Source organism: Ancylobacter sp. 3268 (assembly GCF_031456575.1).
Classification (GTDB): domain Bacteria; phylum Pseudomonadota; class Alphaproteobacteria; order Rhizobiales; family Xanthobacteraceae; genus Ancylobacter.
Window position 1 is genome coordinate 383,881 of the sequence record NZ_JAVDUX010000001.1, and the last position, 25,675, is coordinate 409,555.

Sequence of the window (25,675 nt, forward strand, 5' to 3'; positions counted from 1 at the left end):
ACGGAGGACATCTGAGTGGTCAGTGTGTGTGCTGCGGCTCGGCAACGCTACGTCCTGCATCCACCGCCGGTGCGCCCGGCGGCAGTTGCTGCACGAGCTGAGCGCAGATGTTGTTGAGGTCCATGATCTGCCGTCCCAGCTCGCGCATGACGGCAAAATTGAACGGCGGCGATTCCTTCAGCAGCTGAAGGAAGATGTCGCGGTCGATGCGCAAGGCGACCAGCGGGGTTTCGGCGGTGATCGTCACCATGCGAGCCTGGTCGCACAGCACGCCCGCCTCGCCGAGAATGGCGCCGCGCACATGCTGGGCAAAGTTGATCACCCCGGCTGACGTGCGCAGCGACACCGTGAACTGGCCTTCGAGCACGATATAGACCGCATCGGACTCGGCGCCCTGCTCGTAAATCACCTCGTCGCGCTGGAAGGTGATCCGGTCACTAACCATTGCCAGCAGCTTCAGCTTGGACGCTTCCACATGATGGAACATGCGGAATTTCTGCAGCGACCTGACTTCGTCCTCGATGGTCATTTGCCAACCTCCTGAGGAACACGATCCCCTTTATGCAGATGCCGCCGTCGGCACCAGCTCCACCGCTTCGGAAGCGGTCTTAGCACTGTCTTTCCGTTCCAGACCGGCGAACTTAGCACCCTCGAACTTCAGTACCATGTCGAAGTTCGACAGATCGTCTTCGATCGATTGGGTCACGATGACGGTCCGCCCCTGCATGGCATCCATGATGTTCTGAAGGATCATATGGCCTTCCGACGGCGCGAAGCTAGATAGAGCATCGTCTAGAATGAGAATATCCGGCCGGCGCAGCATTGCGCGGGCCAACTGCACCGTCACGCGCTGCTGTACCGAGATCAGGCGCCCGCCCGGCCCGACTTCCTGGTCGAGGCCCTTCGAGACCACGAAGCTCTCCAGTCCGTGCTGGTTCAGCACCTCGGCCACCTCGGCGAGCAGCCTGTCGCGCATATGGGTCTTTCCATAACGTATGCGGCCGAATATCAGATTGTCGCGGATCGACGCCGCCGGCATCAGCCGGCCTTCATCGTAGAACTCCACGTCCTTGGCGTCCGACGCCGGCAGGAATTGCCGGAAGCTGGTGCGCGCCCGCAATATGCGGGCAACCAGCCGATCGTCGATCAGGTTCAGGCGATGCCTCGGCTCGACATACATCAGCGCATAGCCGATCAGCTTGTCGCGGACCTGAGCGCTGAGATGCCGCCGCTGGCCGCGATTCCAGGCTGAGCGCACCTCCGGCCACACCGCCTCGATCTCGGCATTGTCGATAAAGGAATAGCGCTCGCGCAGCGGGTTGTCGGGGGCGAGATCTTGGAAGACATCCGCCACCGTCTCCACCATCTTGATGCCGATCGCGGTGAGCGGCGCCGTGAGGGCTTCCGCCGCGATGATCGAGCGCATGAACGGGTCGGCGGCCATGTTCTCCGGCGCGAAGCGGTTGCCGACCGCCACGCCGTAAAGCAGGTTCTCGCCAATGCTCGCGCTAGTGTTGAAAGTGTCGGGCTGGAAAGCCTCGACATATTGCGCGAGGCCCTGCTCCCGGAAGCGTTCGATCATTGCCGGCCGCGCCGCCAGCAGTTGCTCGCCGATTTCGGGCGGGACATTGTCGCCGAGGCGGCTCGACATGCCGACGCGAAAGATCTCGTCATAGCCGCGCACGACGCGCAACGCGTTGCTGATGGCGGCATCGACCTCGGCAGGGCTGGAGACGCCGATGGCGGCATAGTCGATCCAGTCGGCGTCGGGCGAAACCAGCGGATTGTCGGTCATGCGCGCTTCCTCGATCCAGTAGCGCTGCCTGGCCGAGAGCTGTGCCCGGTCGTCCAGCCGCGGCGTCGCGCGGCGCAAGGCCAGGGTAAGGTTGTCGCGTATCGACCCCGACATGATGAAGGGCTCGCTGGATACGTAGAGCATGAGGCTGCTGGCCTCGCGATCGGACATCGCAGCGATCTCGTGCCCGCCAATCGTGACGCTGCCCTGATAATCGGTCACCTGACGTCCGATCACCTTTGCCAGAACGTCGCGCCCCCCTCCGGTTGGACCGGCGAAGGCGATGCGGCCGGGCCTGTCAAGGGCGACCGACATGCGGTCGAGCTGGACCAGGCCGCGGCCATTGACCACCCGCAGGCCAACCACGGTAATCGCCGCATCGGCCGGGATCGCCGGGGGCGCCTCGGTAGTTTCCTTCGGCAGCAGGGTGTCCTTGGAGAACTGGCTGACCACCTGCTCATATTTGACGGTGACGTCCGCCCTCTGCTGGTCCCAGTCGATCAGCTCCTTGATCGGCGTGGGCAGGTCGCGATACGCGGCGATGACGGCCACCAACTGGCCGATGTCGAGCTGGCCCTGGAGGGCCAGATATCCGCCAAGCGTATAGAAAACGAAGGGGGTTAGCTGGGCGAGTAGGTTGTTGAGATATTTGACCGCGAATTTGCGCCGGTAAAGCCGCAAGCGGATATCGAACAGCGTGCCGAGCCGGTGCCCGATTTCCGCCGAAGAGTGGCCGGTGACCCCGAAATTGTGCAGCGCCGGCGCCGCCTCGATCATCTCGCCGATACGTCCGGCCAGGATGCGCGATTCGATCTGCCGTTCCCGCCCGAGTCGGATCTGTTCGCGGCGCAGATGCGGGATGACGACGCCCTGCACCAGAATCAGCCCGATGGCGAGCGTGCCGAGCCACAGATTCTGGGCCAGGATGAACGCCATGGCGGTGAGCGCCTGGGTGCCGAGAAACGCCGGTGTGATGAAGGCTTCGCCGAAGAAGCCGCCGATCGGCTCGACCTCGTCCTTGATCATGCTGGTGACTTCCGCCGACTTGGTCGTGCGAATGTCCTCCGGGCGAAAGCGCATCACCAGACCGAACAGGTCGAAGCGCAGCCGCCGCAGCATGCGCTCGCCGAGCACGCCCTTGCGGATATTGATGACGTATTTGAACCAGCCGCTGATCAGAGTGAGGACAAGAAAGACTAGGCTCAGCGCGAAGAGGTAGGGCAACTGGGCCAGCATCAGCCCATCGGAGATCACATAGCTGCCGCCGCCGAGGAAATCCGGCAGCGAGATCGTGAAGGCGAACAGACGGGCCTGGGTCACGCCATTCTCGAAGACACTGCCCTGAATGCCCTCGTTGACGATGCGCTTGGGGACGTCGAGCGACCACCAATAAAAAGGCAGCGATGCCACCACGTAGAACAGCACAATCAGCTGCTCACGCCGGCTGTACATCCAGACGTAACGAAAAAAATTTACCGACAACGCGCTTGGCGCCTTCTCTCGCTGAAGGGTACTCTAACGGCCATAGATGGTGTGCTCGCCGCTCTCTTGCCGAGGGCTTCACCACTTTATGATCCTAGCATGACAATTGAGTCCCGGTGACATGCGCACTGCCACGACCCTTGCCCTGCTCGCAGCCCTGCTCACCTCGCAGGGCATGGCCGACTCGGTGCGGAATGTTCCTCTCTTCGACGGATTCGAGGGGCAGGACTTCGCGCCGGCAGGCGGCCTCTACTACAAGCACAACCGCGAGCAGAGCGCCGGAACCGTGGTGTTCCAGTCCCAGGTGGTACGCAGCGGCCAGCAGGCGCTCGACCTGTCGGTGCGGCCATTGTGCAAGCCCGAGAACGAGCTGTGCAGCGAGCGCGCGGAGATCTGGGAGAAGCCCGAAGTGCTGGTCCCCTATGGCCAGCCGACATGGTACGGGCTTTCGATGCAGCTCGCCCAGCCGATCTCAACCGAGCGCCACCGCTATGTGATGATGCAGTGGAAGCGCGAGATCGATCCCGGCGCGATGGGCGACTACAGCCCGTTGCTCGCCCTGCGCCTGATGGAGGGGCGCGTCGCCGTGACCGTCGATACCGATACCGGCGCGTTCGCGCCTGTCGGTACGCCGGAGCGCCCGGCCGGGTGCAAGCCGGGCGAAGCGGTGGCCGCGCCGCCCGACGAATTCAACCAGTTCCGCACCCTGATCGCCATCGAGCCGGGGCAGATGGGGCCGGAGGAGGCCGGCTTTACCGGCTGCACGCCGGATATCAGGGTGACGACACGCGGGACGCTACCGGCGGGCGAGTCGGGCTGGATCGATTATGTCTTCATGGTGAAGCCCGGCCCGAAAGGGGATGGGCGGATCGAGGTCGTCGCCAATGGCGAATGGATCGTCACGGTCGAAGGCAAGATCGGCCATGAGGGGCCGCAACTCGGCGACCACATGTATTTCAAGTTCGGCCCCTATCGCGGCGGCGATGGCAATATCTGGCGGCTCTATTACGACGATTTCCGACGGGGGCCTGCCTGCACGGATGTCGCCGATGCGGCGACCTGCGCGAAGATTGGCGGTTGAGCCGCCAATCCGGCTTCAGGCCTTGACCAGCCGCCGCGGCGAAAGACCAAGCCGCGCGAAGACGTTGCGGGTGTCGACCACCAGCTTGGCCTGCGCTGCTACCAGACCATAGTCGACGCCGTCATGGTCGGTCGCGACCAGCACCGCGTCGAAGCCGGCAAGCGTCGAGGCATCGAGCGGGATAGATTGCTTGCCGCTGAGGCGCGGATGCCGGCGGGTCGGCGGCAGCGCGGCCACTTGCGGATCATGGAATTCGCACAACCCGCCGCGCTCGTCGATCAGCTCCATAAGCTTCAGGGCCGGGCTCTCGCGGACGTCGTCGACGTTCTTCTTGTAGGCGACGCCGAGCACCAGGATGCGTGCGCCGGCAAGGCCGCGGCCGAAGTGGCGATCCAGCGCTTCGGCGAGCTGGTCGACCACCAGATAGGGCATGCGGGTGTTGATCTGCCCGGCAAGCTCGATGAAGCGGGTTTCGATATCGAATTCCCGCGCCTTCCATGTCAGGTAGAACGGGTCGATCGGGATGCAATGTCCGCCGAGGCCGGGACCGGGATAGAAGGGCATGAAGCCGAACGGCTTGCTGCTTGCGGCTTCGATCACCTCCCAGATATCGACGCCCATGGCGGCGTAGACGCTCTTCAGCTCGTTGACCAGAGCGATATTCACTGAGCGGAAGATGTTCTCCGTTAGCTTCACCGCCTCGGCGACCTGGGTCGAGGAAACCGGCACTACGGCACTGATCAGCTGGCTGTACAGCCGCTGCGCCAGCCTGCCCGCCTCCGGTCCATCGCCTCCGACCACCTTGGGGATGGTGGCGGTGGAGTAGCTGGGATTGCCGGGATCCTCGCGCTCCGGCGAGAAGGCGAGGAAGAAGTCGCGACCGGAGACGAGGCCGGTCGCTTCCAGGATCGGCTTCACCAGTTCCACGGTCGTGCCCGGCCAGGTGGTTGACTCCAGCACCACAAGCTGGCCGGGCCTAAGGGTGGTCGCGATGGTCCTGGTCGTGTCGGCGACGAAGGAGAGGTCAGGCTCGCGCTGACGCGTCAACGGCGTCGGCACGCAGATGACGACGGCATCGCAGTCACCGAGCCCGGAGAAGTCGCCGGCGGCCTTGAAGCGCCCGCCGGCCAATGCCGCCTCCATCCGCGCTGCCGGAATATAGCGGATCACCTGCTCACCGGCGTTGATCGCATCGACGCGGCGCGCATTGATGTCGAAGCCGATCACGGAGAAACCGGCTTCGGCGGCAACCAGCGCCAAAGGCAGGCCGACATAGCCGAGGCCGATGATGCCGATGGTCGCCCGGCGCGTGTGGAACAGCGTTTCGAGCTCGGCGAAGGTGGGCGTCGTCATTCTGGGAATCCGGGGGAGGTGTCGGTGAAGAGGGGAACGGCTCTCAGGCAGCACCGCGCCGCCCGGTGATGCGGCGGGCACCGAAGCGGCGCTCGATGTTCTCGGCCCGGTCCGGCGCCACCCGAACCACCAGATGCAGCGTACCGGTGTCGCCGTTGCGGCGGTCCAGCACTTCGCTATGGCGGTAGAGCCAGCTGAGCCCCTCCCCGTCCGCCGGGTCGAGATCGAGCGTCAGCGTCACCCGATCACGCGAGAGCCGGCGGGCGATGGCGAGCTTGAGCTCGTCCAGACCCTCGCCGGTCAGTGCCGAAACCGGAATCGGATGCGCGTCGCCCGTGAGGCGGGCCGCGGAATTGAATATCTGGGTGCGCCCATTCTCGTCGAGGCGGTCGATCTTGTTCCATACTTCGATCAGCCGCTGGTCATCCTCGGGATCGACACCGAGGCCACGCAACACATCGGCCACATCGGCGGCCTGCGCCTGCGTGTCCTCGTGCGAGACGTCCCGCACATGCAGGATGATGTCGGCTTCGATCACCTCTTCCAGCGTCGCCCGGAAGGCCGCCACCAGCTGAGTCGGCAGATCGGAGATGAAGCCCACCGTGTCGGAGAGAATGATCTGGTCGCCGGTATCGAGCTTCACCGAGCGCAGCGTCGGGTCGAGCGTCGCGAAGAGCAGATCCTGCGCCATCACGCTGGCGGCGGTGAGCCGGTTGAACAGCGTCGACTTGCCGGCATTGGTATAGCCGACGAGGGCAACGACCGGGTAAGGCACCTTTTTTCGGCTGGCACGGTGCAGCGCGCGGGTGCGCTTCACCTGCTCGAGTTCGCGCTCGATCTTATAGATGCGCTCGCCGATGACGCGGCGGTCGGCCTCGATCTGGGTCTCGCCGGGGCCGCCGAGGAAGCCGAAGCCGCCACGCTGACGCTCGAGATGGGTCCAGGAGCGGACCAGCCGGCTCTTCTGGTAGTTCAAATGCGCGAGCTCGACCTGGAGCACGCCTTCCTTGGTGCGGGCGCGCTGGCCGAAGATCTCCAGGATCAGCGCCGTCCGGTCGATCACCTTGGCGGACCAGGCTTTTTCGAGATTGCGCTGCTGCACGGGGCTGAGCGGCGCATCGACAAACACCAGCCCTGCCTCGTGCGCCTTCACGTCTTCGGCGATTTCCTCGACCTTGCCGCTGCCCAGATAGGTGGCGGGCCGCACGGCGGAAAGGCCGACGATGTGAGCGGAGACCACATTGAGATCGATGGCGCCCGCGAGGCCGACCGCCTCGTCGAGCCGGGCGTCAGGCGAGCGCCTGCGCCCCCCCTCCTCGCCCGGCCGGCGCGAGACATGAGGCACAAGGACGACGACACGGGTGGCATCGCCGCTCGGTTGGTCGATCGGGACGGGGCCCTCGCCGGAACCGGCGGGGGAACGCCGGGAGTTCCTGCTTTCCAAGCTCAACCCTTCTCGCCGGTCTCGTCAGGCTCGAAAAGTTGGACGGGGTGACCGGGCATGATGGTGGAGATCGCGTGCTTGTAGACCAGCTGGGAGTGTCCATCCCGCCGCAGCAGGACGCAGAAATTGTCGAACCAGGTGACAACCCCCTGCAGCTTCACGCCATTAACGAGGAAGATCGTAAGTGGCGTCTTGTTCTTGCGGACGTGGTTGAGAAAAGTGTCCTGAAGGTTTTGGGTACGTTCCGCGGCCATGATTTTTTGATCCGTTGTTTGTGTGGTGCGCCGGCGCGGCTGCCGCCTTTACCTCTCCCGTCCGGGGATCGGCAATAGCGAGCATGCTCTTTTAGCATCGCACACCAAGCCTATCGCGCAAGATGCATTCGTCTGTGAAGGGGTCTTGCGCTATTTCCGGGCAAATTCCGCAACATCGTAGAAAGAATCGCGCAACGAGCGCGCGATCGGGCCCGGTTTGCCGTCACCGATGGTCTTTCCGTCGATACTGACAATCGGCACCACCACATTGCTGGCCGAGGAAATGAACGCCTCGCGGGCAGCGAACGCCTCGTCGAGCGTGAAATCACGCTCATCCACCGTCAGGCCAAGTCGATTCGCGACTTCCAACAGCACGGTGCGGGTGATTCCGCGCAGAATGCCCGTTTCCGCCGGCCGGGTGACGATGGTACCTGCCTCAGTGACAATCCAGGCATTGGTGGACCCGCCCTCCATGACCACGCCATCCCGCACGAACCACGCTTCGCGGGCGCCGGCCTCCTTGGCTGCCTGCTTGGCGAGGACGTTTGGCAGCAGGCCGACGGTCTTGATGTCAACGCGATCCCAGCGATTGTCAGGAACCGTGATGACGGCGGCGCCGCTGATGGCCGGTGCCGGCGCCTTTGCCGGGATCGACGCGCGGGCGGTGACGACGATCGACGGCGGCGTGTCGGGAGAAGGGAAATAGTGGTCGCGCCGGGCAACGCCGCGCGTTACCTGCAGATAGACGATGCCGTCGCGCACGCGATTGCGCCGGATGGTCTCGCGCAGCACCACCCCGAGCGCGTGGAGAGACATAGGCATTGCGATCCGCAGTTCGCGCAGTGAGCGCTGCAGGCGTCCCATGTGGCGGCGCTCGTCGACCATCCGGCCGCCACGCACCTCGCAGACCTCGTAGACGCCGTCGGCGAACTGGTAGCCGCGATCCTCGACATGCACGGCGGCTTCGGCATGCGGGACATACAGACCGTTTACATAAGCCACGCGCGACATGATTTCCTCGAACGGAGTTACCGCCGCCAAAAGGCGAAATGTGCCAATCCCATGACGACGAGGATCTCCAGTCGTCCGAGAATCATGGCGATTGCCAGTATAAGCTGGGCGTAGGCTGGTAGCGCGATCCAATCCGGCCACACGACGCCTTCCGTCCAGCCGGCGGAATAGATCGGCCCGGCATTGCTGATCGCCGCGACGATGGCGACGAGGGCCGACTCGAAGCTCGGCATTGCCGGTGCGATGGCAGCCGTCAATATGACGACCACGCAGCAGGCGACGCCGAAGCACAGCCAGATCGATTTCATCATCTGCATGGTGATGCTCTGCTGCCCGAGGCGGCGCGGATGCACCGCATTGGGATGCACCAGGCGTTCCAGTTCCAGCGAGCTCTGCACCGCCATGGCGGCGGCACGGTACATCTTGATGCCGCCCGACGAGGAAAAGCTCGCCCCACCGACGAACACGACCATCAGCACCAGGACCAGCGGCAGGACGGCGAAAGCGCCGGCATGCGGCTCGATGGCGGTGGTGGTGACCAGCGCGATGCCGGCGAACAACCCGTCCTCCAGCGCCAGCGGCAAGGACTGGTGGCCGATCGGCGTCGCATACCAGCCGGCGGCCGCCAGGATGCCGACAATCAAGCTCGCCATTACCACGCCGAGATTTTCCTGCTGGCCGAGTGCCAGGCGAAAGCGCCGGCTGAGGATCATGCGATGCCAGAGGATGCTCGTACCGCCGATTAGCATGAACAGCATCATCACCAGCTTCACGGCGAAATGCCCATAGGCCGCCATGCCATCGGCATCCGGCAGTACGCTGCCGGTCGACAGCGCGGCGCCGGCAAGGCCGAGAGCGTCGAACACCCGCACGCCCACCGCATAGAGCATCAAGGTGCAGATCAACGTGGCGCCGAAATAAAACGGAAGGACCTGCCGCAGGGCATCGGAGAGGGAGGTTGCCCCGCTCCGCCGCAGCAGATGGCTGCGCTCGGCGTGATCCGGCAATCCGCCAACCCCGGCGGGCCCCAGCACGGCGACAAAGCCGACCAGAGTCAGCAACCCGCCGGTCCATTGCAGGGTCAGCAACCAGCCCAACGTCGCCCGCGGCAGCGCGTCCACATCGTGGATCGCTCCTCCGCCGGTGGTCGTGAAGGCTGAGATCGCCTCGAACCAGGATTGGGCGAAGGTGAATGGCGTAGTCGCATAGATCGGAAAGGCGGCAATGGCCGGAATGCCCAGCCAGAGCACCAGGAGCAACGCGAAGGACGACAGGCGGCCAAGCCGCGCCTTGACGTTTCGCAGCCCGAGATAGACGGCGCCGGCGCCGAATATAGTGAGCAGGGCCGTCGCCAAAAACGCCGCCGCACCGTCCTCGTGCCGCAGCAATGCACCGATCGCTGCGGCGAGCAGGAACACCGCCACCACGCAGGCAGCAGCGGCTCCGTAGCGGGCGAGCGCGATCATCTGGCGGCGCCTCTCAAAAGAATTCCAGGCTGACCCGGAACATCTGCTCCACCCGCTTCACCCGGTCTGCGAGTGCGAACAGGATCACCCGATCGCGGGCGTGGATGACGACATCGCCACGCGGCAATATCAGCTGCCCGCCGCGCATGATGGCGCCGATGCGCATGCCGTCGAACAGATCAAGATTCCGCAGTGGCTTGCCGACCAGAGGCGAGGTTTCCAGCGCCTCCGCCTCGATCACTTCGCCGGCGCCGTTCAGCAGCGAATGCACGCCGCGGATACGTCCCTTGCGCACATATTGCAGGATTTTGGAGACGGTGATCTGCCGCGGATTGACGTAAGCATCGATGCCGAGCCCGCGTGCGAAGCCTGGGTAGCTCGGATCGTTCAGCAGCGAGAGCATGCCCGCCGCCCCGAGCTCGCGCGAGAGCAGGCAGGAGAGGATGTTGACGCGGTCATCATTGGTGACGGCGACCATCATGTCGGCATCGCCGATCGAGGCTTCCTCGAGAATCAGCCGGTCGAGCGCACTGCCGCGCAGCACCACCGTCTTGGAAAGCTCCTGCGCAATCGCCTCGGCACGCTCGGCATTCTCCTCGATGAGCTTCACCCGGGCGCGGGGATTTCGCCGTTCCAGTTCCCGCGCCACGTAGAGGCCGATATTGCCGCCGCCGCCTATGACGACCCGCTGCGCGGGTGGCTCGTCATGGCCGAAGATCGACAGGGTGCGGGTGACCTGGTCGGTGCCGGCGACGAAATAGACGAGGTCGCCGGCGATCAGCGCATCGGCGCTGCGGGGCACGAACACCCGTCCCTTGCGGTTGACCGCCACCACCACCGCGCGCAGATCCGGGAACAGGTCGGTGAGCTGGCGCAGCGGGGTATCCAGCACCGGGCAATCGTCGGCACAGCGCACGCCGACCACCACGGCGGCACCGTCGGCAAAGCTCACCGTGTCGATCGCACCGGGCAGCGACAGGCGGCGCAGCACCATCTCCCCCACTTCGATCTCTGGCGAAATAACGACATCGATCGGCAGGTGGTCGCGGGAGAACAGGTCGCGCCAGTGGCCGTGGAGGTAGCTCTGGGCGCGTACGCGGGCGATCTTGGTCGGAACGTCGAACAGCGCATGGCCGACCTGACAGGCGACCATGTTGACCTCGTCGTGCAGTGTCACAGCGATCAGCATGTCGGCGGCCTCCAGGCCGGCACGCTCCAGCACGTCGGGATGCGAGCCGTGGCCGACGAAGCCGCGCACATCCAGCGTGTCGGTCACCGCCTGGATAAGGCGCGGCGACGTGTCGATGATCGACACGTCGTTCTGCTCGGCCGCCAAACGTTCGGCGATGCCAAAACCCACTTGGCCCGCACCGCAGATGACGACCTTCATCGCTACCCCCAAACTCTCACGCCGGACACTATATCATTCCACCCGCTGCGCCATCGGCGCTTTGCGCGGAACAGCTCAGCCGATGCCGAGGGCTTTCAGTTTGCGGTGCAGCGCCGAGCGCTCCATGCCGACGAATTCGGCGGTGCGCGAAATATTGCCGCCGAAGCGGCTGATCTGCGCCACCAGATATTCGCGCTCGAACACCTCGCGGGCGTCGCGCAGCGGCAGGCCCATCAGATGTTCGCCGCCGGTGCCATTCGGCAGGTTCGGCACCAGGGAGCCGACATCCGGCGGCAACATGCCCGCCGTGACCGGAGCGTCAGGTTCGCCTGTCGCGAGAATCAGCAGCCGCTCGATGTTGTTGCGCAACTGGCGCACATTGCCTGGCCAATCATGCGATTGCAGCACGGCGAGCGCGTCGTCGGCGATGCGCCGGCGCGGCAGCCCGGTGCCCTGCGAGATCTGCTCGAGGAAGAATTCCACCAACTCTGGTACATCGTCGCGGCGTTCGGCCAGCGGCGGCACCCGGATCGGCACCACGCCGAGGCGATGATAGAGATCCTCGCGGAAGCGTCCTTCGGCGATCTCCTTCTCCAGATTGCGGGCCGTGGAGGAAATGATCCGCACATCCACCGAGACGCGCGTGGTGCCGCCGACCCGCATGAAGTTCTGGTCGACCAGCACCCGCAGGATGCGGTTCTGCGTCTCGCGCGGCATGTCGGCGATCTCGTCGATGAACAGCGTGCCGCCATGCGCCTCTTCCAGCGCGCCGACCTGCCGCCCCTGCCCCCCGGTCATCGCTTCTACGCCGAACAGCTCCACCTCCATGCGCTCGGGGGTGATGGCGGCGGCATTGATAACCACGAACGGTCCGTTGGCGCGGGCCGAGGCGGCGTGCAGCATGCGCGCGGTCAGCTCCTTGCCGGAGCCGGAAGGGCCGACGATCATGATGCGGCTGTTGGTCGGCGCCACCCGCTCGATGGTCTGGCGCAACTGGTTCATCACCGAGGATTTGCCCACCAGCTGCTGGGCGACCGGTGCGCGCTGCTTGAGATCGCGCACCTCGCGCTTCAGCCGCAGCGTTTCCATGGCTCGGTTGGCGACGAGGATCAGCCGGTCGGAATTGAACGGTTTCTCGATGAAGTCGTAAGCGCCCTGCTTGATGGCCGCCACCGCCGTCTCGATGGTGCCGTGGCCGGAGATCATCACCACCGGCACATCGGGATGCTGCCGCTTGATCACCTCAAGCAACTGCAGGCCGTCGAGCTTGGAGCGCTCGATCCAGATGTCGAGGAAGATGAGGTGCGGGCGGCGTGCTTCGATGGCGGCAAGCGCCTCGTCGCTATCCTTGGCGGTGCGTGCGCCGTAGCCCTCGTCCTCGAGAATGCCGGCGACCAGCCCACGGATGTCGGCCTCGTCGTCGACAATCAGAATGTCGGTCGCCATGGTCGGGTCTCCTTCAGCCGGCCTGCTGCGCAGGTGCGGTCTTGTCGCTGGTTACGAGGTGGGGAAGGCCGGCGCCCGAGCGCAGGAAACGCAGGCGAATCCAGGCGCCGCGGCCTTCGGGGGCGTCGGCAAGCTCGATGCCGCCGCCATGTTCTTCCATGATCTTGCCGACGATGGCGAGGCCGAGGCCGGTGCCCTTCTCGCGTGTCGTGACATACGGTTCGAGCAGTCTCGCGCGATTTTCGGTCGGCAGGCCCTTGCCGTTGTCTATCACGTCGATGGTGACATTGCGCTCGTCGGAGGCAAGTTCGACCGTGATCCGCGGTGGTTCAACCCGATCTTCCGCCGCAATGCCTTCAAGGGCTTCGGTCGCGTTCTTCACGATATTTGTGAGCGCTTGCGAGATAAGTCGCCGGTCGAAGCGCGCCGATACCGGGCCTTCGGGCGCATCGAAGCGGATGTCGATTTCCGGATTGCCGACCCGCATCAGGAACACCACCTGCCGCACCGTCTCGGCGACGTCGTGCTCCTCGACGACCGGCTTGGGCATGCGGGCAAAGGACGAGAACTCGTCCACCATGCGGCCGATATCGCCCACCTGGCGGATGATGGTGTCGGTGCACTGGTCGAACACCTCCCGGTCCTCGCCGATCACCTTGCCGTAGCGCCGGCGCAGCCGTTCGGCGGAAAGCTGGATCGGAGTGAGCGGGTTCTTGATTTCATGGGCGATGCGGCGGGCGATGTCCGCCCAGGCGGAGGAGCGCTGGGCGACGACGAGTTCGGTGATGTCGTCCAGGGTGACCACCCAGCCGTGATCGGCCTCACGCGATTGCTCAGTGGTGAATCGCACGGCGATCACCCGGTCACGGCCGTCGCGCGACAGCGACGTATTGCCCTGCACGGTGCGGGGGCCTGCGCCCATCGCCTCGACCAGCATCGGCGCGATCTCCGGCACGATATCGCCGAGCGGCTTGCCGAGCGCGTCGTCTTCACTCACGCCCAGCATCTTCTCGGCCGGACGGTTGATGATGGTGATGGAACCGGAGGAATCGACGCCGATGACGCCGGCGCCTACTCCCGACAGCACCGCCTCGGTAAAGCGCCGGCGGGTGTCGATCTGGTCGCGGGCCTGCACCAGGTCGTTCTGCTGGGTGCGCAATTCCTGCGTCATCTTGTTGAAGGTTTCGGCGAGGCTCGACAGGTCGCCCTCGGTCCGGCGCACCGGCACCTCGACATAGAGATTGCCGGCCGCCACGAGGTCGGCGGCGCCGATCAGACGGCGGATCGGGGCAACAAGGCGGTTGGCGAAATGGATGCCGAGCCAGACCGCGCAGAGCAGCACGGTAAGCGAAATCACTGCATAGAGCAGCGCGAAGGCGACCTGCACGCCGATGCGCTGCTGCTCGAGGTTTCGGTAATCAGCAACCGCGGCCTGCGTCTCCTTGAGATAGTTGATGACGCGCGGATCGATCGGCCGCGCCACGTAGAGGAACAAATCACCGAATTCTTTCAAGGGTATAACCGCGCCGACGAAGTCGGCATCGGTCGGCAGGTAGATCAGCGGCTGCTCTTCGGTGGCGTCCTTCACCGCGAGGTTCGACGGCACCACGAATTCGCGGCCGGTGCGAATCGTGGTGCGATCGACCACTGCGAGATCGCGCTGGATCACCATCGCGGCCGGCAGGCCGCGCACCACCGCCTGCGCGGTCATCGCCTGGCGGAAGCGGCTGCGGTCGGTGTCCCAAAGCGGGCGGATGCGCTGGAGATCGCGCGCCATGCCCATGACATCGCCGCGGATCGAATAGGCATGCTCGCGCACATAGGTCTGCGCCACCGATACCGCGTTGTCGACGATGGCGCGGGTGCGCACCGAGAACCAGCGATCTAGCCCACGATCTAGTGTTATGCTCGCCAAAAGCGCTACTAATAGTGCCGGAACCACAGCAACGATGCCGAACAGGCCGACGATCCGCACATGCAGCCGCGCCGCGGCCCGGCCCCTGCGACGGGCCTTGACGATCCGCCAGACCTCGCGGCCGATAATCCCCAGCAGGATCAGCGACATCGCGCCGTTGATGCACAGGACGACGACGACGATCTCCTGCGATGGCACCAGCGGGGTGATGCCGATCAGGATGATGAAGCTGACCAGTGAGGTGACCAGTGCGGTCAAAACCGCGAGCGGCGCCAGGCCCCAGAGCGAGAATCGAAAGCCCATACCCCCGAGGTCGGGGGTATCGCGGCTTTCCGTGTCTCGCGCTCTGTCTGTGTCCGTCATGCCTCACCGTGGCGACGGACGGTTCGATTCGGTCCGGCGCAACTGATGCAATGAAATGACACTGGTGCAAAAATGTGACATGCGCCAGAGGCGGCCGCATTTAATCGGCCGGCATCCACATCACTTGAAGGTCAGCACGCCTGTTATCGACTCGTGCGGATTATCTGGATGTCGAGATCGCGGATCTTCTTGCGCAGGGTGTTGCGGTTGAGACCCAGCAGTTCGGCGGCCTTGATCTGGTTGCCGCGCGTCGCCGCCAGGGCGGCGGAGAGCAGCGGGTATTCCACATCCTTCAAGATGCGGTGATAGAGGCCGGGCGGCGGCAGGTTCTCGCCGAAGCCGCCGAAATAGGTGTTGAGGTGGCGCTCCACCGAGGAGGACAGCGTCTCGTCCTGGCCACCCTCCTCCGGCGTCGCGGTCGAGATCGGGGTGGCGAGCTCGGCCTCGATGATCGACGCGGTAATGATTTCCTGCGGGTAGAGCGCGGCGAGGCGGCGGATCAGGTTCTCCAGCTCGCGCACATTGCCCGGCCAGCGATAGCGCTTGAGGCGATCGAGGGCGGCGATGTCGATCTGCTTGCGCGGCAGTCCCTCGCGCTCGGCCTGCAGGAAGAAGTGGCGCACCAGATCGGGAATGTCCTCGGTGCGCTCGCGCAGTGGCGGCAGGCGCAGCGGCACGACGTTCAACCGGAAGAACAGGTCCTCGCGGAACAGCCCCTGCTGGATGAGGATACGCAGGTCCTTGTTGGTGGCGGCGACGATGCGCACGTCGGTCTTGATCGCGGTGCGTCCGCCGACCGTGGTGTATTCGCCCTGCTGCAGCACCCGCAGCAGCCGGGTCTGCGCCTCCATCGGCATGTCGCCGATCTCGTCGAGGAACAGCGTGCCGCTCTCGGCCTGCTCGAAGCGACCGGCCGAGCGGGCATTGGCGCCGGTGAACGCCCCCTTCTCATGGCCGAACAGCTCGGATTCGATGAGGTCGCGCGGGATCGCCGCCATGTTGATGGCAACGAACGGGCCGTTGCGGCGCTTGCCGTAATCGTGCAGCGCGCGGGCCACCAGCTCCTTGCCGGTGCCACTCTCGCCGGCGATCATCACCGTGAGGTCGGTCTGCATCAGCCGCGCCAGCACGCGGTAGATATCCTGCATCGCCGGCGAGCGGCCGACCAGCGGAATGGCATCGGGCTCGTCGCCGCCCTTCGGCGCCAGGTCGTGCTTCTTCGGCTCCGACAGCGCCCGGCCGACGATGGCGATCAGCTCCTTCAGGTCGAAGGGCTTGGGCAGATACTCATAGGCCCCGCGCTCGGAGGCGCGAATGGCGGTCATGAAGGTGTTCTGCGCGCTCATGACGATGACCGGCAGATCGGGACGCACCTTCTTGATGCGCGGCAGGAGGTCGAAGGCGTTCTCGTCCGGCATCACCACATCGGTGATGACGAGATCACCGTCGCCCTGGCTCACCCAGCGCCAGAGCGTGGCGGCATTGCCGCAGGAGCGCACCTCATAGCCGGCCCGCGACAGCGCCTGATTGAGCACGGTGCGGATGGCGGCATCGTCATCGGCGACCAGAATACTTCCCGTGGGCATTGGCGCTCTCAATTCTTCTCAGTGCCGCGGGCGGCGCCGCGATACATAGGCATGAGGACTCGGAAGGTGGTGCGGCGCGGCTGGCTGTCGCATTCGATGATGCCGCCATGGTCGCCGACGATCTTGGCGACCAGGGCGAGGCCGAGGCCAGTGCCGGTCGGCTTGGTGGTCACGAACGGGTCGAACAGGTGCTGCATCAGGTCCTCGGGCACGCCGGGGCCGTTGTCGCGCACGCAGAATTCCAGCGGCAGGCTGACCCGTGTCGCCGAGCCGGGCACGGTAAGCCGCACGCCGGGACGGAAGGCGGTGGTGAGCATGATCTCGCCATCCGGGCTGTCGCCAATGGCTTCGGCGGCGTTCTTCACCAGATTGAGGAACACCTGGATCAGCTGGTCGCGATTGGCGAGCACCGGCGGCAGCGAGGGGTCGTATTCCTCGACGAAACGGATGCCGCGGGCGAAGCCGTTGGAGGCGAGCGTGCGCACATGCTCCAGCACGGCATGAATGTTCACCGGCTCGCGCTCGATCGGCCGCTCGTCCGAGAACACCTCCATGCGGTCGACCAGCTTGACGATGCGGTCGGCCTCGTCGGTGATCAGCCGGGTCAGCGAGCGGTCGTCATCGCTGGCGTTCAGCTCCAGAAGCTGCGCCGCGCCGCGAATGCCGGACAGCGGGTTCTTGATTTCGTGCGCCAGCATGGAGGCGAGCGCGGTGACCGAGCGGGCGGCGCCGCGATGGGTGAGCTGGCGATCCATCTTGTCGGCGATGGTCCGCTCCTGCAGCATCACCACCACATGGCCGGCGGCTTCCGTCAGCGGCGCGACGTGGATGTCGACGATGCGCTCACCGCCATTGCGCGGCGTCCCGAGATCGACGCGGTATTCATTCACCGCCGCGTTGGTCGCCCTCACCTGCTCGACCAGCGCCAGCAGCGGGCTGCCGAAGGGAATGAACTCCTGCAGCCGATGACGGGCGAGCACGGCGTGTCCGGCCTCGAAGAATGCCTCCGCCGCCACGTTGGCGTCGACCAGGCGGTCGTCATCGGCGACGGTGAACACCGGATGCGGCAACGCATTCACCACCGCATCCGACATGGCGGGGCTGCCGGCTTCCAGCGCCGGGGAGGTCGAAGCCGGGGCCTTGCCCGCCGTGGTTTTGGCCGCCGGAGACTTGGTGTCCGGAGACTTGCTGTCCGGAGATTTGGCATCCGCAGATTTGGCCCCTGCATCGGGCTTGAGCGTCTTCATGCTGCGGCACTCCATGACAATTCGTCGAAAGCGGCGCGGATGCCGGCGCGGACCTCGCGCGGCTCATCCTGCGTGAGGATGCGCTTGCGCCAATGGGCCAGCGCATCCGGTGTCCGCCCGGCCGTGACCGCAGCCGCCTCCAGTGCCCAACCAATATGCTTGCGTGCCTGCCGCCGCCCGAGATCGATGCCGTAATGCGACAGCCAGCCCTCATAGAGCTCCAGGAGCACGTTACGTTGCTCGGCGAGGCTCGGATCGGCCGGTACGCGGCGGGCGTCGGGAGACTGGGCGAGATAGGCGGCCACCTGGCCGGGGAACCACGGGCGCCCCTGGGCGCCGCGTCCGATCATCACCCCCGCCCCGCCCGAGGCCGCCAGCATCGCCGGCACCTGCTCCGCCGCCACCAGATCGCCATTGGCGAGCACCGGGAGATCGATGGCCGATGCGACGCTGGCGATCGCGCGCCAATCGGCGCTGCCGGTGTAGAACTGGCAGCGGGTGCGGCCGTGAATGGTGACCATCCGGACGCCGATATCCGCCGCCCGGCGCGCCAGCTCCGGAGCAATCAGGCCGCTATCGTCCCAGCCGAGGCGGGTCTTCAGCGTCACCGGCACCATCACCGCGCCGACCACTGCCGCGATGATGGCGGTGGCGAGGTCGAGGTCGCGCAACAGCGCCGCCCCGGCGAGGCCGGTGGTGACCCGCTTGGCCGGGCAGCCCATATTGATGTCGATCAGCGCCGCGCCGGACGCCTCCGCCATCGCGGCGGCGCGTGCCATGGAGGCCGGCTGGTTGCCGGCGAGCTGCACCGCATGGACGGGCACGCCCGCCGCCTCGGCCCGCAGCGCGGTTTCGGCATGGCCGGATTCCAGCGCCTCCGACGCCACCATCTCCGATATCACCAGCCCGGCACCGTAGCGGTGCGCCATGCGCCGGAACGGTGCATCGGTGATGCCCGCCATCGGCGCCAGCACGACGCGATTCGGCAGCGTCAGTGGCCCGACGGTGAGAGTGGCGTTCGGAAAGGCAGCAACGATCAAGCGATGATCACTCGGTGCACAGGAAATGAGCCCAGCGGGCGGTGCCTACATAATAGACAGACAGCGCCCGTCATCAAGTCTCCTGCACGGAATAGTTCGAAACTTTTGCACCGCCGTGCCGCTTTTGGGCTAAACGGGTGGCTGGGGCAAGACCTTGGGCAAGACCCTAGGCAAGACCTGGGCAGGCCCCTTGGGAAGGCGGCGCCGGGGTACCGGCCGGTTTCAGGAGAGCGTAAGTGCAGGCGGATCTGCGGGCTGACATGCGCGCCGACGTCATCGTGGTTGCCGCCGGGCGCGGAATCCGTGCCGGCGACGGACTGCCGAAGCAGTATCGCCTGGTGGGCGGGCGCCCGCTGCTGCGCCATACGCTGGAACGCTTTCTCGGCCAGCCCGGCATCCGCCGGGTGGTGACGGTGATCGATCCCGTCCATGCCGGGCTCTACGCCACGGCGACGCAAGGCCTCGCCGCCCGCTTCGGCGCCGACCGGCTGGCGGCGCCGGTGGCCGGCGGCGCAACGCGCCAGGCCTCGGTGCGCGCCGGGCTGGAGGCGCTGGCGGACGCTCCCCCGGAACTGGTGCTGATCCACGATGCCGCCCGCCCCTTCGTCACCGCGCGCCTCGTCGCCGATGCCCTGGCGGCGGCGGCGCAGCATGGGGCGGCGGTGCCGGTGCTGCGGCTGGTCGACACGGTGAAGCGCTGCGAGGCGGAAGGCTTCGTGGTCTCCGGTCCCGATCGCGACCTGCTGCGCAGCGTGCAGACGCCGCAGAGCTTCCGCTATCCGCTGATTCGCGACGCGCATCGCGCGCTCGCCGGGCGCGACGACCTCACCGACGATGCCGCGGTGGCCGATGCCGCCGGGCACCGGGTGGCGAGCTTCGCCGGCGACGCCGGCAATCTCAAACTGACGACGCTGGAGGATTTCGTGAGCGCCGAACGGGTTTTCGCGCGGGAGCTTCAGGATTTGGCCGATGTGCGCACCGCCACCGGCTACGACGTGCACGCCTTCGGCGAGGGCGACCATGTGATGCTTGGCGGCCTCGCCATTCCGCATGGGCGCGGCCTTTCCGGCCATTCCGACGCCGATGTGGTGCTGCACGCGCTGACCGACGCGCTGCTCGGCACCATCGGCGCCGAGGATATCGGCTTCCATTTCCCGCCCTCCAAGCCGGAGTGGAAGGGCGCCGCTTCCGACCAGTTCCTGCGCCATGCGGTGGGGCTTGTGACGGCAAAGGGCGGGCGGGTGGCGCATCTCGACGCCACCATCGTCTGCGAGGAGCCGAAGATCGGCCCGCATCGCGAGGCGATGCGGGAGAGCATCGCCGCCATCGCCGGGCTACCGATGGCGCGGGTGAGCGTGAAGGCGACCACCAGCGAGCAACTCGGCTTCACCGGCCGGCGCGAGGGCATCGCCGCGCTTGCCACCGCCACGGTGCGGCTGCCCTGGGGCGAGGACGGACAATGAGTGCGCGCGACGAACTCGCCAGCCGCGTATTGGGGCTGTGCCGGGCGCGCGGCTTCACCGTGGCGACGGCGGAATCCTGCACCGGAGGGCTGGTGAGCGGGGCGCTGACCGAGATCGCCGGCTCCTCCGACGTGGTGGACCGCGCCTTCGTCACCTATTCCAACGCCGCGAAAGTGGCGGTGCTCGGCGTTTCCGAGGCGACACTCGCCGCCCATGGCGCGGTGAGCGAGGAGACGGCGCGGGAAATGGTCGCCGGGCTGCTGCGCATTGCCGGCACCTCGCTCGGCGTGTCGGTGACCGGCATTGCCGGGCCGGGCGGCGGCTCGGCGGCAAAGCCGGTCGGGCTGGTGCATTTCGCCGCCGCGCGGGCGGATGGGCGGGTGATCGTGCGGCGGGACGTGTTCGCCGGCGAGGACCGCGCCGGCGTGCGGGCGCGGGCGGTGATGACGGCGCTGGAGATGCTGGCCGAACTGGCGGAAGCCTAGGTTTTTCCACGCAATTCCTTGCGCAAAACCGCTTCGCACTTTTGCGGGAATGGCTCTAAACCGCCGTGCCGTAGACCTCGTCGGCCCGCTTCTCGAAGGCCTCGGCGAAGCGACGGAAGGCGGCGTCGAACATCGCACCCATCAGCATGCCGAGCGTGCGCGAGCGGAACTCATAATCGATGAAGAACTCGACATCGGAGCTGCGCTCGCCGGTGGCGCGGAAGCTCCAGCGGTTCTCCAGCCGGCTGAACGGGCCGTCGAGATATTCGACGACGATGGTGAGGCGCGGCCTGTCCAGCGTCACCCGGCTGGTGAAGCTCTCGCGGAACACCTTGTAGGCGACGGTCATGTCGGCGACGAGGATGTCGATGCCCTCCCCGCTCGCCACCTTCCGGCGCACATGCAGGCTCTCGCAGAGCGGGACGAATTCCGGGTAGCGCTCGACATCGGCGACGAGGTCGAACATGTCGACGGCCGAATGCCGGACCTGCCGCTTGCTGCGGAACGACGGCATGGCTCAGACGGGCGCCAGCGCCGGGGACGCAGTGCCGAGCTTCGACGCCCGCGCGGCGCGCAGCCGCGCGAAGTCCTCGCCGGCATGGTGAGACGAGCGGGTCAGCGGGCTCGACGACACCATCAGGAAGCCCTTGGCATAGGCGATGGTCTCGTAGGATTTGAACTCCTCCGGCGTCACGAAGGCCATCACCGGGTGATGCTTGCGGGTCGGCTGGAGATATTGCCCGATGGTCATGAAGTCGATCTCGGCCGAGCGCAAATCGTCCATCAGCTGCAGCACCTCGTTCCTGACCTCGCCGAGGCCGACCATGATGCCGGACTTGGTGAAGATCGACGGATCAAGCTCCTTCACCCGCTGCAGCAGCCGCAGCGAGTGGAAATAGCGGGCGCCGGGGCGGACCTTCAGATAGAGCGAAGGGACGCATTCGAGATTGTGGTTGAACACGTCCGGCTTCGCCTCTACCACCACTTCCAGCGCGCCGTCCTTGCGCAGGAAATCCGGGGTGAGGATCTCGATGGTGGTGCCGGGGCTGGTGGCGCGGATGGCTCGGATGGTGCGGGCGAAATGCTCGGCACCGCCATCGGCGAGATCGTCGCGGTCCACCGAGGTGACGACGACATGCTCGAGGCCGAGGCGGGCAACGGCATCGGCAACCTTCTGCGGCTCGTCCATGTCCAGCGGGCCTGGCATGCCGGTGCGGACATTGCAGAAGGCACAGGCGCGCGTGCAAGTGTCGCCCATGATCATGAAGGTGGCGTGCTTCTTCTGCCAGCACTCGCCGATATTGGGGCAGCTCGCTTCCTCGCACACGGTGACGAGGCCGTTGGCGCGCACAATGTTGGCGGTTTCCTGCCAGCCGGGCGTACCCGGGGCGCGCACGCGGATCCAATCCGGCTTCTTCAGGACCGGCGTCTCGGGCCGGTTCACCTTTTCCGGGTGGCGCGGCTTTTCGAGAGCGCGATTCAACGTGTTGAGGACGGTGACCATGCAGTGCCCGATGCCCGTTGGAGTTCGGCCGGTTCGCGTTTCGTCTTCACACTTAATGGCTGCACGGCGCGCCGGGAACCCCCGTCCTTCGGACAGGTGCCCCGTGCGCCACGCACGCCTCGACGCGCCTGACGCGAAGGAGCGTCAGCGCGAGCGCAGCTTGCGCCAGATGAACAGCACGATGACGGCGCCGACCGTGGCGGCGATCAGGGTGCGGAAGAAGCCATAGACCGGGATCGCCGCCAGCTCGGCGAGGTATTTGCCGACAAAGGCGCCGATCAGGCCGAACAGCAGGTTGGCGAACAGGCCGTGGTCGCTTTCGGTCACCCGCTCGGCGATCCACCCGGCCAGCAGGCCGATGATGATCATGGTGAACCAGCCGACACCCGGCTGGTCCGCAACGGCGGCGAAGCTTTCCATGGACGTTTCCTACCTCTGCCGATCTGCCTGGCGGCGCGCCTCAGATGTGGATGGCGCGCCCATAAGCGGCGAGCACGCTTTCATGCATGGTCTCAGAAACCGTCGGATGCGGGAAGACGGCGTTGATCAGCTCTTCCTCGGTGGTTTCCAGATTCATCGCCAGCACGAAGCCCTGGATCAGCTCGGTGACTTCCGCGCCGACGAGATGGGCGCCGAGCAACTGGCCGGTCTTGGCATCGAAGATGGTCTTGACCAGACCGTCGGCCTCGCCGAGCGCAACCGCCTTGCCGTTGCCGATGAACGGGAAGCGGCCGACCTTGACCTCGTAGCCGGCCTCCTTGGCCTTCTTCTCGGTGAGGCCGACGGACGCCACCTGCGGCATGCAATAGGTGCAGCCGGGGATCATTAGCTTGTCCATCGGATGCGCGTGCTTGCCGGCGATGCCCTCGACGCAGATCACGCCCTCATGCTCGGCCTTGTGCGCCAGCATGGGCGGGCCGGCGACGTCGCCGATGGCGTAGATGCCGGGCACATTGGTGCGGCACAGGCCGTCGATGACCACGCAGCCGCGATCGGTCTTCACGCCCACGGCTTCGAGGCCGAGATTCTCGATGTTGCCGACCACGCCCACCGCCGAGATCAGCCGGTCGGCGACGAGGGTCTGCACCTTGCCGTCGGCGGTCTCGACGGTGGCGGTGACGTTGTCGGCGCCCTTGACCACCTTCGACACCTTGGCGCCGGTGAGGATCTTGATGCCCTGCTTCTCGAAGCGCTTCCTCGCGTGCTCGGCGATCTCCTCGTCCTCGACGGGGAGGATCTGCGGCAGCAGCTCCACGATGGTCACGTCCGAGCCCATCGCCTTGTAGAAGGAGGCGAATTCGACGCCGATGGCGCCCGAGCCCATGATCAGCAGCGACTTCGGCACGCTCGCCGGCGCCAGCGCGTCGAAATAGGTCCAGATCAGCTCGCTGTCGGGCTCGATGCCGGGCAGCGCGCGCGGGCGGGCGCCGGTGGCGACGATGATGTTCTTGGCGGTGTACTCGCCGGCGCCGAGCGCGCCCTTCGGCGCGCCATCGGTGGCGGCGACCGACACCTTGCCGGGCGCGGTGATGGTGGCCTGGCCCCAGATCACCTCGACCTTGTTCTTCTTCAGCAGGAAGCCGACGCCGTTGCTCATCTGGCTGGCGATGCCGCGCGAGCGCTTCACCACCCCGGCGATGTCGACGCCGAACTTCTCGGCGACGAGGCCGTAATCCTTGGCGTGCTCGATATAGTGGAAGATCTCCGCCGAGCGCAGCAGCGCCTTGGCCGGGATGCAGCCCCAGTTCGGGCAGATGCCGCCCATGTACTGGCGCTCGACCACACCGACCTTGAGCCCGAGCTGGGCGGCGCGGATGGCGGCGACATAGCCGCCGGGGCCGGAGCCGATGATGAGGACGTCGTAGGAAGCGGCCATCTGGGTTGTTCCGTCATGCACCGGGGCCGCGCGGGCGGTTCGCGCCGGCAGGCCCCTCGCGAAGGTGGAGGCCGGGACGGCTGCCCCGGCCATGACGAGATCGGCGGTCGCTCAGACCAGCATCGCCATCGGCTTCTCGATCAGCGCCTTGAAGGCGGTGAGAAGCTGAGCGCCCATGGCGCCGTCCATGACGCGGTGGTCGCAGGAGATGGTCACCGTCATCACCGTGGCGACGGCGAGCTCGCCCTTCTTCACCACCGCCCGCTGCTCGCTGGTGCCCACCGCGAGGATGGTGGCGTGCGGCGGGTTGATGATGGCTGTGAAATCCTTGATCCCGAACATGCCGAGATTGGAGATCGCCGAGGAGCCGCCCTGGTACTCGTTCGGCGCCAGCTTCTTGTTGCGGGCGCGGATGGCGAGGTCGCGGGTCTCGTTGGAGATGTAGGACAGCGACTTGGTCTCGGCCTTGCGGATGATCGGGGTGAGCAGGCCCTTGCCGCCGTCGATCGCCACCGCGACGCCGATGTCGGAGTGCTTCAGCTTGAGGTAGCGGTCGCCGCCCCATACCTGATTGGCATCCGGCACCTGCTGGAAGGCGAGCGCGTAGGCCTTGATGACGAAATCGTTGACCGAGAGCTTGTAGGCCGGCTTGCCGTCCTTCTCCGGCGCGGACTTGTTCAGCATCTCGCGCAGCTTCATCAGCTCGTCGACGTCGCAGTCGACGGTGAGGTAGAAGGTCGGCACTGTCTGCCGCGCCTCGGTCATGCGCTGGGCGATGACGCGGCGCATGCCGTCGAGCGGGACTTCCTCATAGGTGCCGGGCTCGTAATAGGCCTTGACCTGCTCGAGCAGCGCGCCGGGGGCCGGCGCCGGCTTGGCGGCGGAGGGAGCCGGAGCGGCGGCGGCGGGCGCCGGCGCCGTGGCCGTCGCGGGCTTGGCGGCGCCGGGCGTGGCGGTGGCGACATCGGCGGCGACGATGCGACCGCGCGGCCCGGAGCCCTTAACTGCCGACAGGTCGACGCCCTTGTCCTTGGCGAGACGCCGGGCCAATGGCGAAGCGAAGATGCGCTCGCCGGTGGCGGCCGGCGCCGGCGCGGCGGCAACCGGAGCGGCCGCGGGTTCGGCCGGCTTCGGCGCCTCGGCGACGGGCGCCGGAGCGGCTGCGGCCGGCTTCGCAGCGGAGGTGCCGCCGGCGGCGACCGCCTTGGCATCCTCGCCATCGGCGGCGAGCACGGCGATGAGTTGGTTCACCGGCACGTCCTGCGAGCCTTCCGGCACCATAATCTTGGCCAGCGTGCCCTCGTCAATGGCCTCGACTTCCATCGTGGCCTTGTCGGTCTCGATCTCGGCGATCACGTCGCCGGGGGAGACCTTGTCGCCTTCCTTCTTGAGCCACTTGGCGAGGTTGCCCTTCTCCATGGTGGGAGACAGGGCCGGCATGAGGATCTCGATCGGCATGGGCGCTCTCCGTCCT

At 66.2% G+C, this 25,675-nt stretch carries 21 protein-coding genes; 3 read left to right on the forward strand and 18 right to left on the reverse strand.

Features of this window, described 5'->3' with window-relative positions:
* Positions 1 to 19: 19 nt before the first annotated feature.
* Positions 20 to 529 (reverse strand): Crp/Fnr family transcriptional regulator, encoded by a 510-nt coding sequence (locus J2X65_RS01830; protein WP_310197146.1) that lies wholly within the window; start codon positions 527 to 529, stop codon positions 20 to 22.
* A 30-nt stretch (positions 530 to 559) separates the two neighbouring features.
* Positions 560 to 3,247, reverse strand: a complete 2,688-nt coding sequence (locus tag J2X65_RS01835; RefSeq protein WP_310197148.1) for an ABC transporter transmembrane domain-containing protein — start codon at positions 3,245 to 3,247, stop codon at positions 560 to 562.
* 151 nt (positions 3,248 to 3,398) lie between these two features.
* On the opposite strand from J2X65_RS01835, the gene J2X65_RS01840 reads away from it, so the two are divergent.
* The gene (locus J2X65_RS01840) at positions 3,399 to 4,358 is read left to right on the forward strand and encodes a polysaccharide lyase (RefSeq protein ID WP_310197151.1); all 960 of its coding nucleotides are present in this window, start codon (positions 3,399 to 3,401) and stop codon (positions 4,356 to 4,358) included.
* 15 nt (positions 4,359 to 4,373) lie between these two features.
* Here J2X65_RS01840 and J2X65_RS01845 read toward each other — a convergent pair whose 3' ends face one another.
* The 11 genes from J2X65_RS01845 to dusB form a co-directional block, all read right to left on the reverse strand.
* Positions 4,374 to 5,711, reverse strand: coding sequence for a nucleotide sugar dehydrogenase (locus J2X65_RS01845; RefSeq protein WP_310197153.1), 1,338 nt, complete (start codon positions 5,709 to 5,711; stop codon positions 4,374 to 4,376).
* Between the two features lie 43 nt (positions 5,712 to 5,754).
* Positions 5,755 to 7,155: a GTPase HflX gene (hflX, locus tag J2X65_RS01850; protein WP_404977640.1), complete on the reverse strand. Its 1,401-nt coding sequence runs from the start codon at positions 7,153 to 7,155 to the stop codon at positions 5,755 to 5,757.
* 2 nt (positions 7,156 to 7,157) lie between these two features.
* Entirely contained in the window at positions 7,158 to 7,409 is a 252-nt protein-coding gene (hfq, locus tag J2X65_RS01855; RefSeq protein ID WP_213351732.1) for an RNA chaperone Hfq, read from the reverse strand.
* 150 nt (positions 7,410 to 7,559) lie between these two features.
* Complete coding sequence (locus J2X65_RS01860; protein WP_310197158.1) at positions 7,560 to 8,420, reverse strand: D-amino-acid transaminase; 861 nt, start codon at positions 8,418 to 8,420, stop codon at positions 7,560 to 7,562.
* Positions 8,421 to 8,437: 17 nt separating this feature from the next.
* Positions 8,438 to 9,886 carry a potassium transporter TrkG gene (locus tag J2X65_RS01865; protein ID WP_310197161.1) on the reverse strand — a complete coding sequence of 483 codons (1,449 nt, stop codon included), beginning with the start codon at positions 9,884 to 9,886 and terminating at the stop codon, positions 8,438 to 8,440.
* A gap of 13 nt (positions 9,887 to 9,899) precedes the next feature.
* Complete coding sequence (gene trkA, locus J2X65_RS01870) at positions 9,900 to 11,276, reverse strand: Trk system potassium transporter TrkA (RefSeq protein ID WP_310197164.1); 1,377 nt, start codon at positions 11,274 to 11,276, stop codon at positions 9,900 to 9,902.
* 75 nt (positions 11,277 to 11,351) lie between these two features.
* Positions 11,352 to 12,722 (reverse strand): sigma-54 dependent transcriptional regulator, encoded by a 1,371-nt coding sequence (locus J2X65_RS01875; RefSeq protein ID WP_310197167.1) that lies wholly within the window; start codon positions 12,720 to 12,722, stop codon positions 11,352 to 11,354.
* Between the two features lie 13 nt (positions 12,723 to 12,735).
* Positions 12,736 to 14,940 (reverse strand): PAS domain-containing sensor histidine kinase, encoded by a 2,205-nt coding sequence (locus tag J2X65_RS01880; protein WP_310197168.1) that lies wholly within the window; start codon positions 14,938 to 14,940, stop codon positions 12,736 to 12,738.
* A 203-nt stretch (positions 14,941 to 15,143) separates the two neighbouring features.
* Complete coding sequence (gene ntrC, locus J2X65_RS01885) at positions 15,144 to 16,586, reverse strand: nitrogen regulation protein NR(I) (RefSeq protein WP_310197171.1); 1,443 nt, start codon at positions 16,584 to 16,586, stop codon at positions 15,144 to 15,146.
* A gap of 8 nt (positions 16,587 to 16,594) precedes the next feature.
* Positions 16,595 to 17,680 (reverse strand): nitrogen regulation protein NR(II), encoded by a 1,086-nt coding sequence (locus J2X65_RS01890; protein ID WP_310197395.1) that lies wholly within the window; start codon positions 17,678 to 17,680, stop codon positions 16,595 to 16,597.
* A 149-nt stretch (positions 17,681 to 17,829) separates the two neighbouring features.
* Complete coding sequence (gene dusB, locus J2X65_RS01895) at positions 17,830 to 18,873, reverse strand: tRNA dihydrouridine synthase DusB (RefSeq protein ID WP_310197174.1); 1,044 nt, start codon at positions 18,871 to 18,873, stop codon at positions 17,830 to 17,832.
* 260 nt (positions 18,874 to 19,133) lie between these two features.
* Between dusB and J2X65_RS01900 the strand changes: the two genes are divergently transcribed.
* A complete protein-coding gene (locus J2X65_RS01900; protein ID WP_310197398.1) occupies positions 19,134 to 20,336 on the forward strand; it encodes a bifunctional 2-C-methyl-D-erythritol 4-phosphate cytidylyltransferase/2-C-methyl-D-erythritol 2,4-cyclodiphosphate synthase in 1,203 nt (400 codons plus the stop codon).
* Complete coding sequence (locus tag J2X65_RS01905) at positions 20,333 to 20,821, forward strand: nicotinamide-nucleotide amidohydrolase family protein (protein WP_310197176.1); 489 nt, start codon at positions 20,333 to 20,335, stop codon at positions 20,819 to 20,821. The genes J2X65_RS01900 and J2X65_RS01905 overlap by 4 nt, the downstream gene beginning before the upstream one ends.
* A 55-nt stretch (positions 20,822 to 20,876) precedes the next feature.
* Here the strand turns inward: J2X65_RS01905 and J2X65_RS01910 are convergent, their stop codons facing one another.
* The 5 genes from J2X65_RS01910 to J2X65_RS01930 form a co-directional block, all read right to left on the reverse strand.
* The gene (locus J2X65_RS01910; RefSeq protein ID WP_310197179.1) at positions 20,877 to 21,335 is read right to left on the reverse strand and encodes an SRPBCC family protein; all 459 of its coding nucleotides are present in this window, start codon (positions 21,333 to 21,335) and stop codon (positions 20,877 to 20,879) included.
* Positions 21,336 to 21,338: 3 nt separating this feature from the next.
* Positions 21,339 to 22,325 carry a lipoyl synthase gene (gene lipA, locus J2X65_RS01915; protein WP_310197182.1) on the reverse strand — a complete coding sequence of 329 codons (987 nt, stop codon included), beginning with the start codon at positions 22,323 to 22,325 and terminating at the stop codon, positions 21,339 to 21,341.
* A 144-nt stretch (positions 22,326 to 22,469) separates the two neighbouring features.
* Positions 22,470 to 22,745: a GlsB/YeaQ/YmgE family stress response membrane protein gene (locus tag J2X65_RS01920; RefSeq protein WP_310197185.1), complete on the reverse strand. Its 276-nt coding sequence runs from the start codon at positions 22,743 to 22,745 to the stop codon at positions 22,470 to 22,472.
* 40 nt (positions 22,746 to 22,785) lie between these two features.
* On the reverse strand, positions 22,786 to 24,201 hold the full coding sequence (lpdA, locus tag J2X65_RS01925) for a dihydrolipoyl dehydrogenase (RefSeq protein WP_310197189.1): 1,416 nt from the start codon (positions 24,199 to 24,201) through the stop codon (positions 22,786 to 22,788).
* A 111-nt stretch (positions 24,202 to 24,312) separates the two neighbouring features.
* Positions 24,313 to 25,659, reverse strand: a complete 1,347-nt coding sequence (locus J2X65_RS01930) for a pyruvate dehydrogenase complex dihydrolipoamide acetyltransferase (RefSeq protein ID WP_310197192.1) — start codon at positions 25,657 to 25,659, stop codon at positions 24,313 to 24,315.
* Positions 25,660 to 25,675 lie beyond the last annotated feature (16 nt).

Bases quoted from the DNA above. Each gene is read 5' to 3' on its own strand.
- J2X65_RS01845 (WP_310197153.1), bottom strand. From the start codon at position 5,711: ATGACGACGCCCACCTTCGCCGAGCTCGAAACGCTGTTCCACACGCGC.
- J2X65_RS01900 (WP_310197398.1), top strand. From the start codon at position 19,134: ATGCGCGCCGACGTCATCGTGGTTGCCGCCGGGCGCGGAATCCGTGCC.
- lpdA (WP_310197189.1), bottom strand. From the start codon at position 24,201: ATGGCCGCTTCCTACGACGTCCTCATCATCGGCTCCGGCCCCGGCGGC.
- J2X65_RS01835 (WP_310197148.1), bottom strand. From the start codon at position 3,247: ATGTACAGCCGGCGTGAGCAGCTGATTGTGCTGTTCTACGTGGTGGCA.
- lipA (WP_310197182.1), bottom strand. From the start codon at position 22,325: ATGGTCACCGTCCTCAACACGTTGAATCGCGCTCTCGAAAAGCCGCGC.
- J2X65_RS01860 (WP_310197158.1), bottom strand. From the start codon at position 8,420: ATGTCGCGCGTGGCTTATGTAAACGGTCTGTATGTCCCGCATGCCGAA.
- J2X65_RS01930 (WP_310197192.1), bottom strand. From the start codon at position 25,659: ATGCCGATCGAGATCCTCATGCCGGCCCTGTCTCCCACCATGGAGAAG.
- J2X65_RS01865 (WP_310197161.1), bottom strand. From the start codon at position 9,886: ATGATCGCGCTCGCCCGCTACGGAGCCGCTGCTGCCTGCGTGGTGGCG.
- J2X65_RS01840 (WP_310197151.1), top strand. From the start codon at position 3,399: ATGCGCACTGCCACGACCCTTGCCCTGCTCGCAGCCCTGCTCACCTCG.
- J2X65_RS01910 (WP_310197179.1), bottom strand. From the start codon at position 21,335: ATGCCGTCGTTCCGCAGCAAGCGGCAGGTCCGGCATTCGGCCGTCGAC.
- trkA (WP_310197164.1), bottom strand. From the start codon at position 11,276: ATGAAGGTCGTCATCTGCGGTGCGGGCCAAGTGGGTTTTGGCATCGCC.
- J2X65_RS01875 (WP_310197167.1), bottom strand. From the start codon at position 12,722: ATGGCGACCGACATTCTGATTGTCGACGACGAGGCCGACATCCGTGGG.
- J2X65_RS01880 (WP_310197168.1), bottom strand. From the start codon at position 14,940: ATGGGCTTTCGATTCTCGCTCTGGGGCCTGGCGCCGCTCGCGGTTTTG.
- J2X65_RS01890 (WP_310197395.1), bottom strand. From the start codon at position 17,680: ATGTCGGATGCGGTGGTGAATGCGTTGCCGCATCCGGTGTTCACCGTC.
- J2X65_RS01830 (WP_310197146.1), bottom strand. From the start codon at position 529: ATGACCATCGAGGACGAAGTCAGGTCGCTGCAGAAATTCCGCATGTTC.
- hfq (WP_213351732.1), bottom strand. From the start codon at position 7,409: ATGGCCGCGGAACGTACCCAAAACCTTCAGGACACTTTTCTCAACCAC.
- ntrC (WP_310197171.1), bottom strand. From the start codon at position 16,586: ATGCCCACGGGAAGTATTCTGGTCGCCGATGACGATGCCGCCATCCGC.
- J2X65_RS01905 (WP_310197176.1), top strand. From the start codon at position 20,333: ATGAGTGCGCGCGACGAACTCGCCAGCCGCGTATTGGGGCTGTGCCGG.
- J2X65_RS01920 (WP_310197185.1), bottom strand. From the start codon at position 22,745: ATGGAAAGCTTCGCCGCCGTTGCGGACCAGCCGGGTGTCGGCTGGTTC.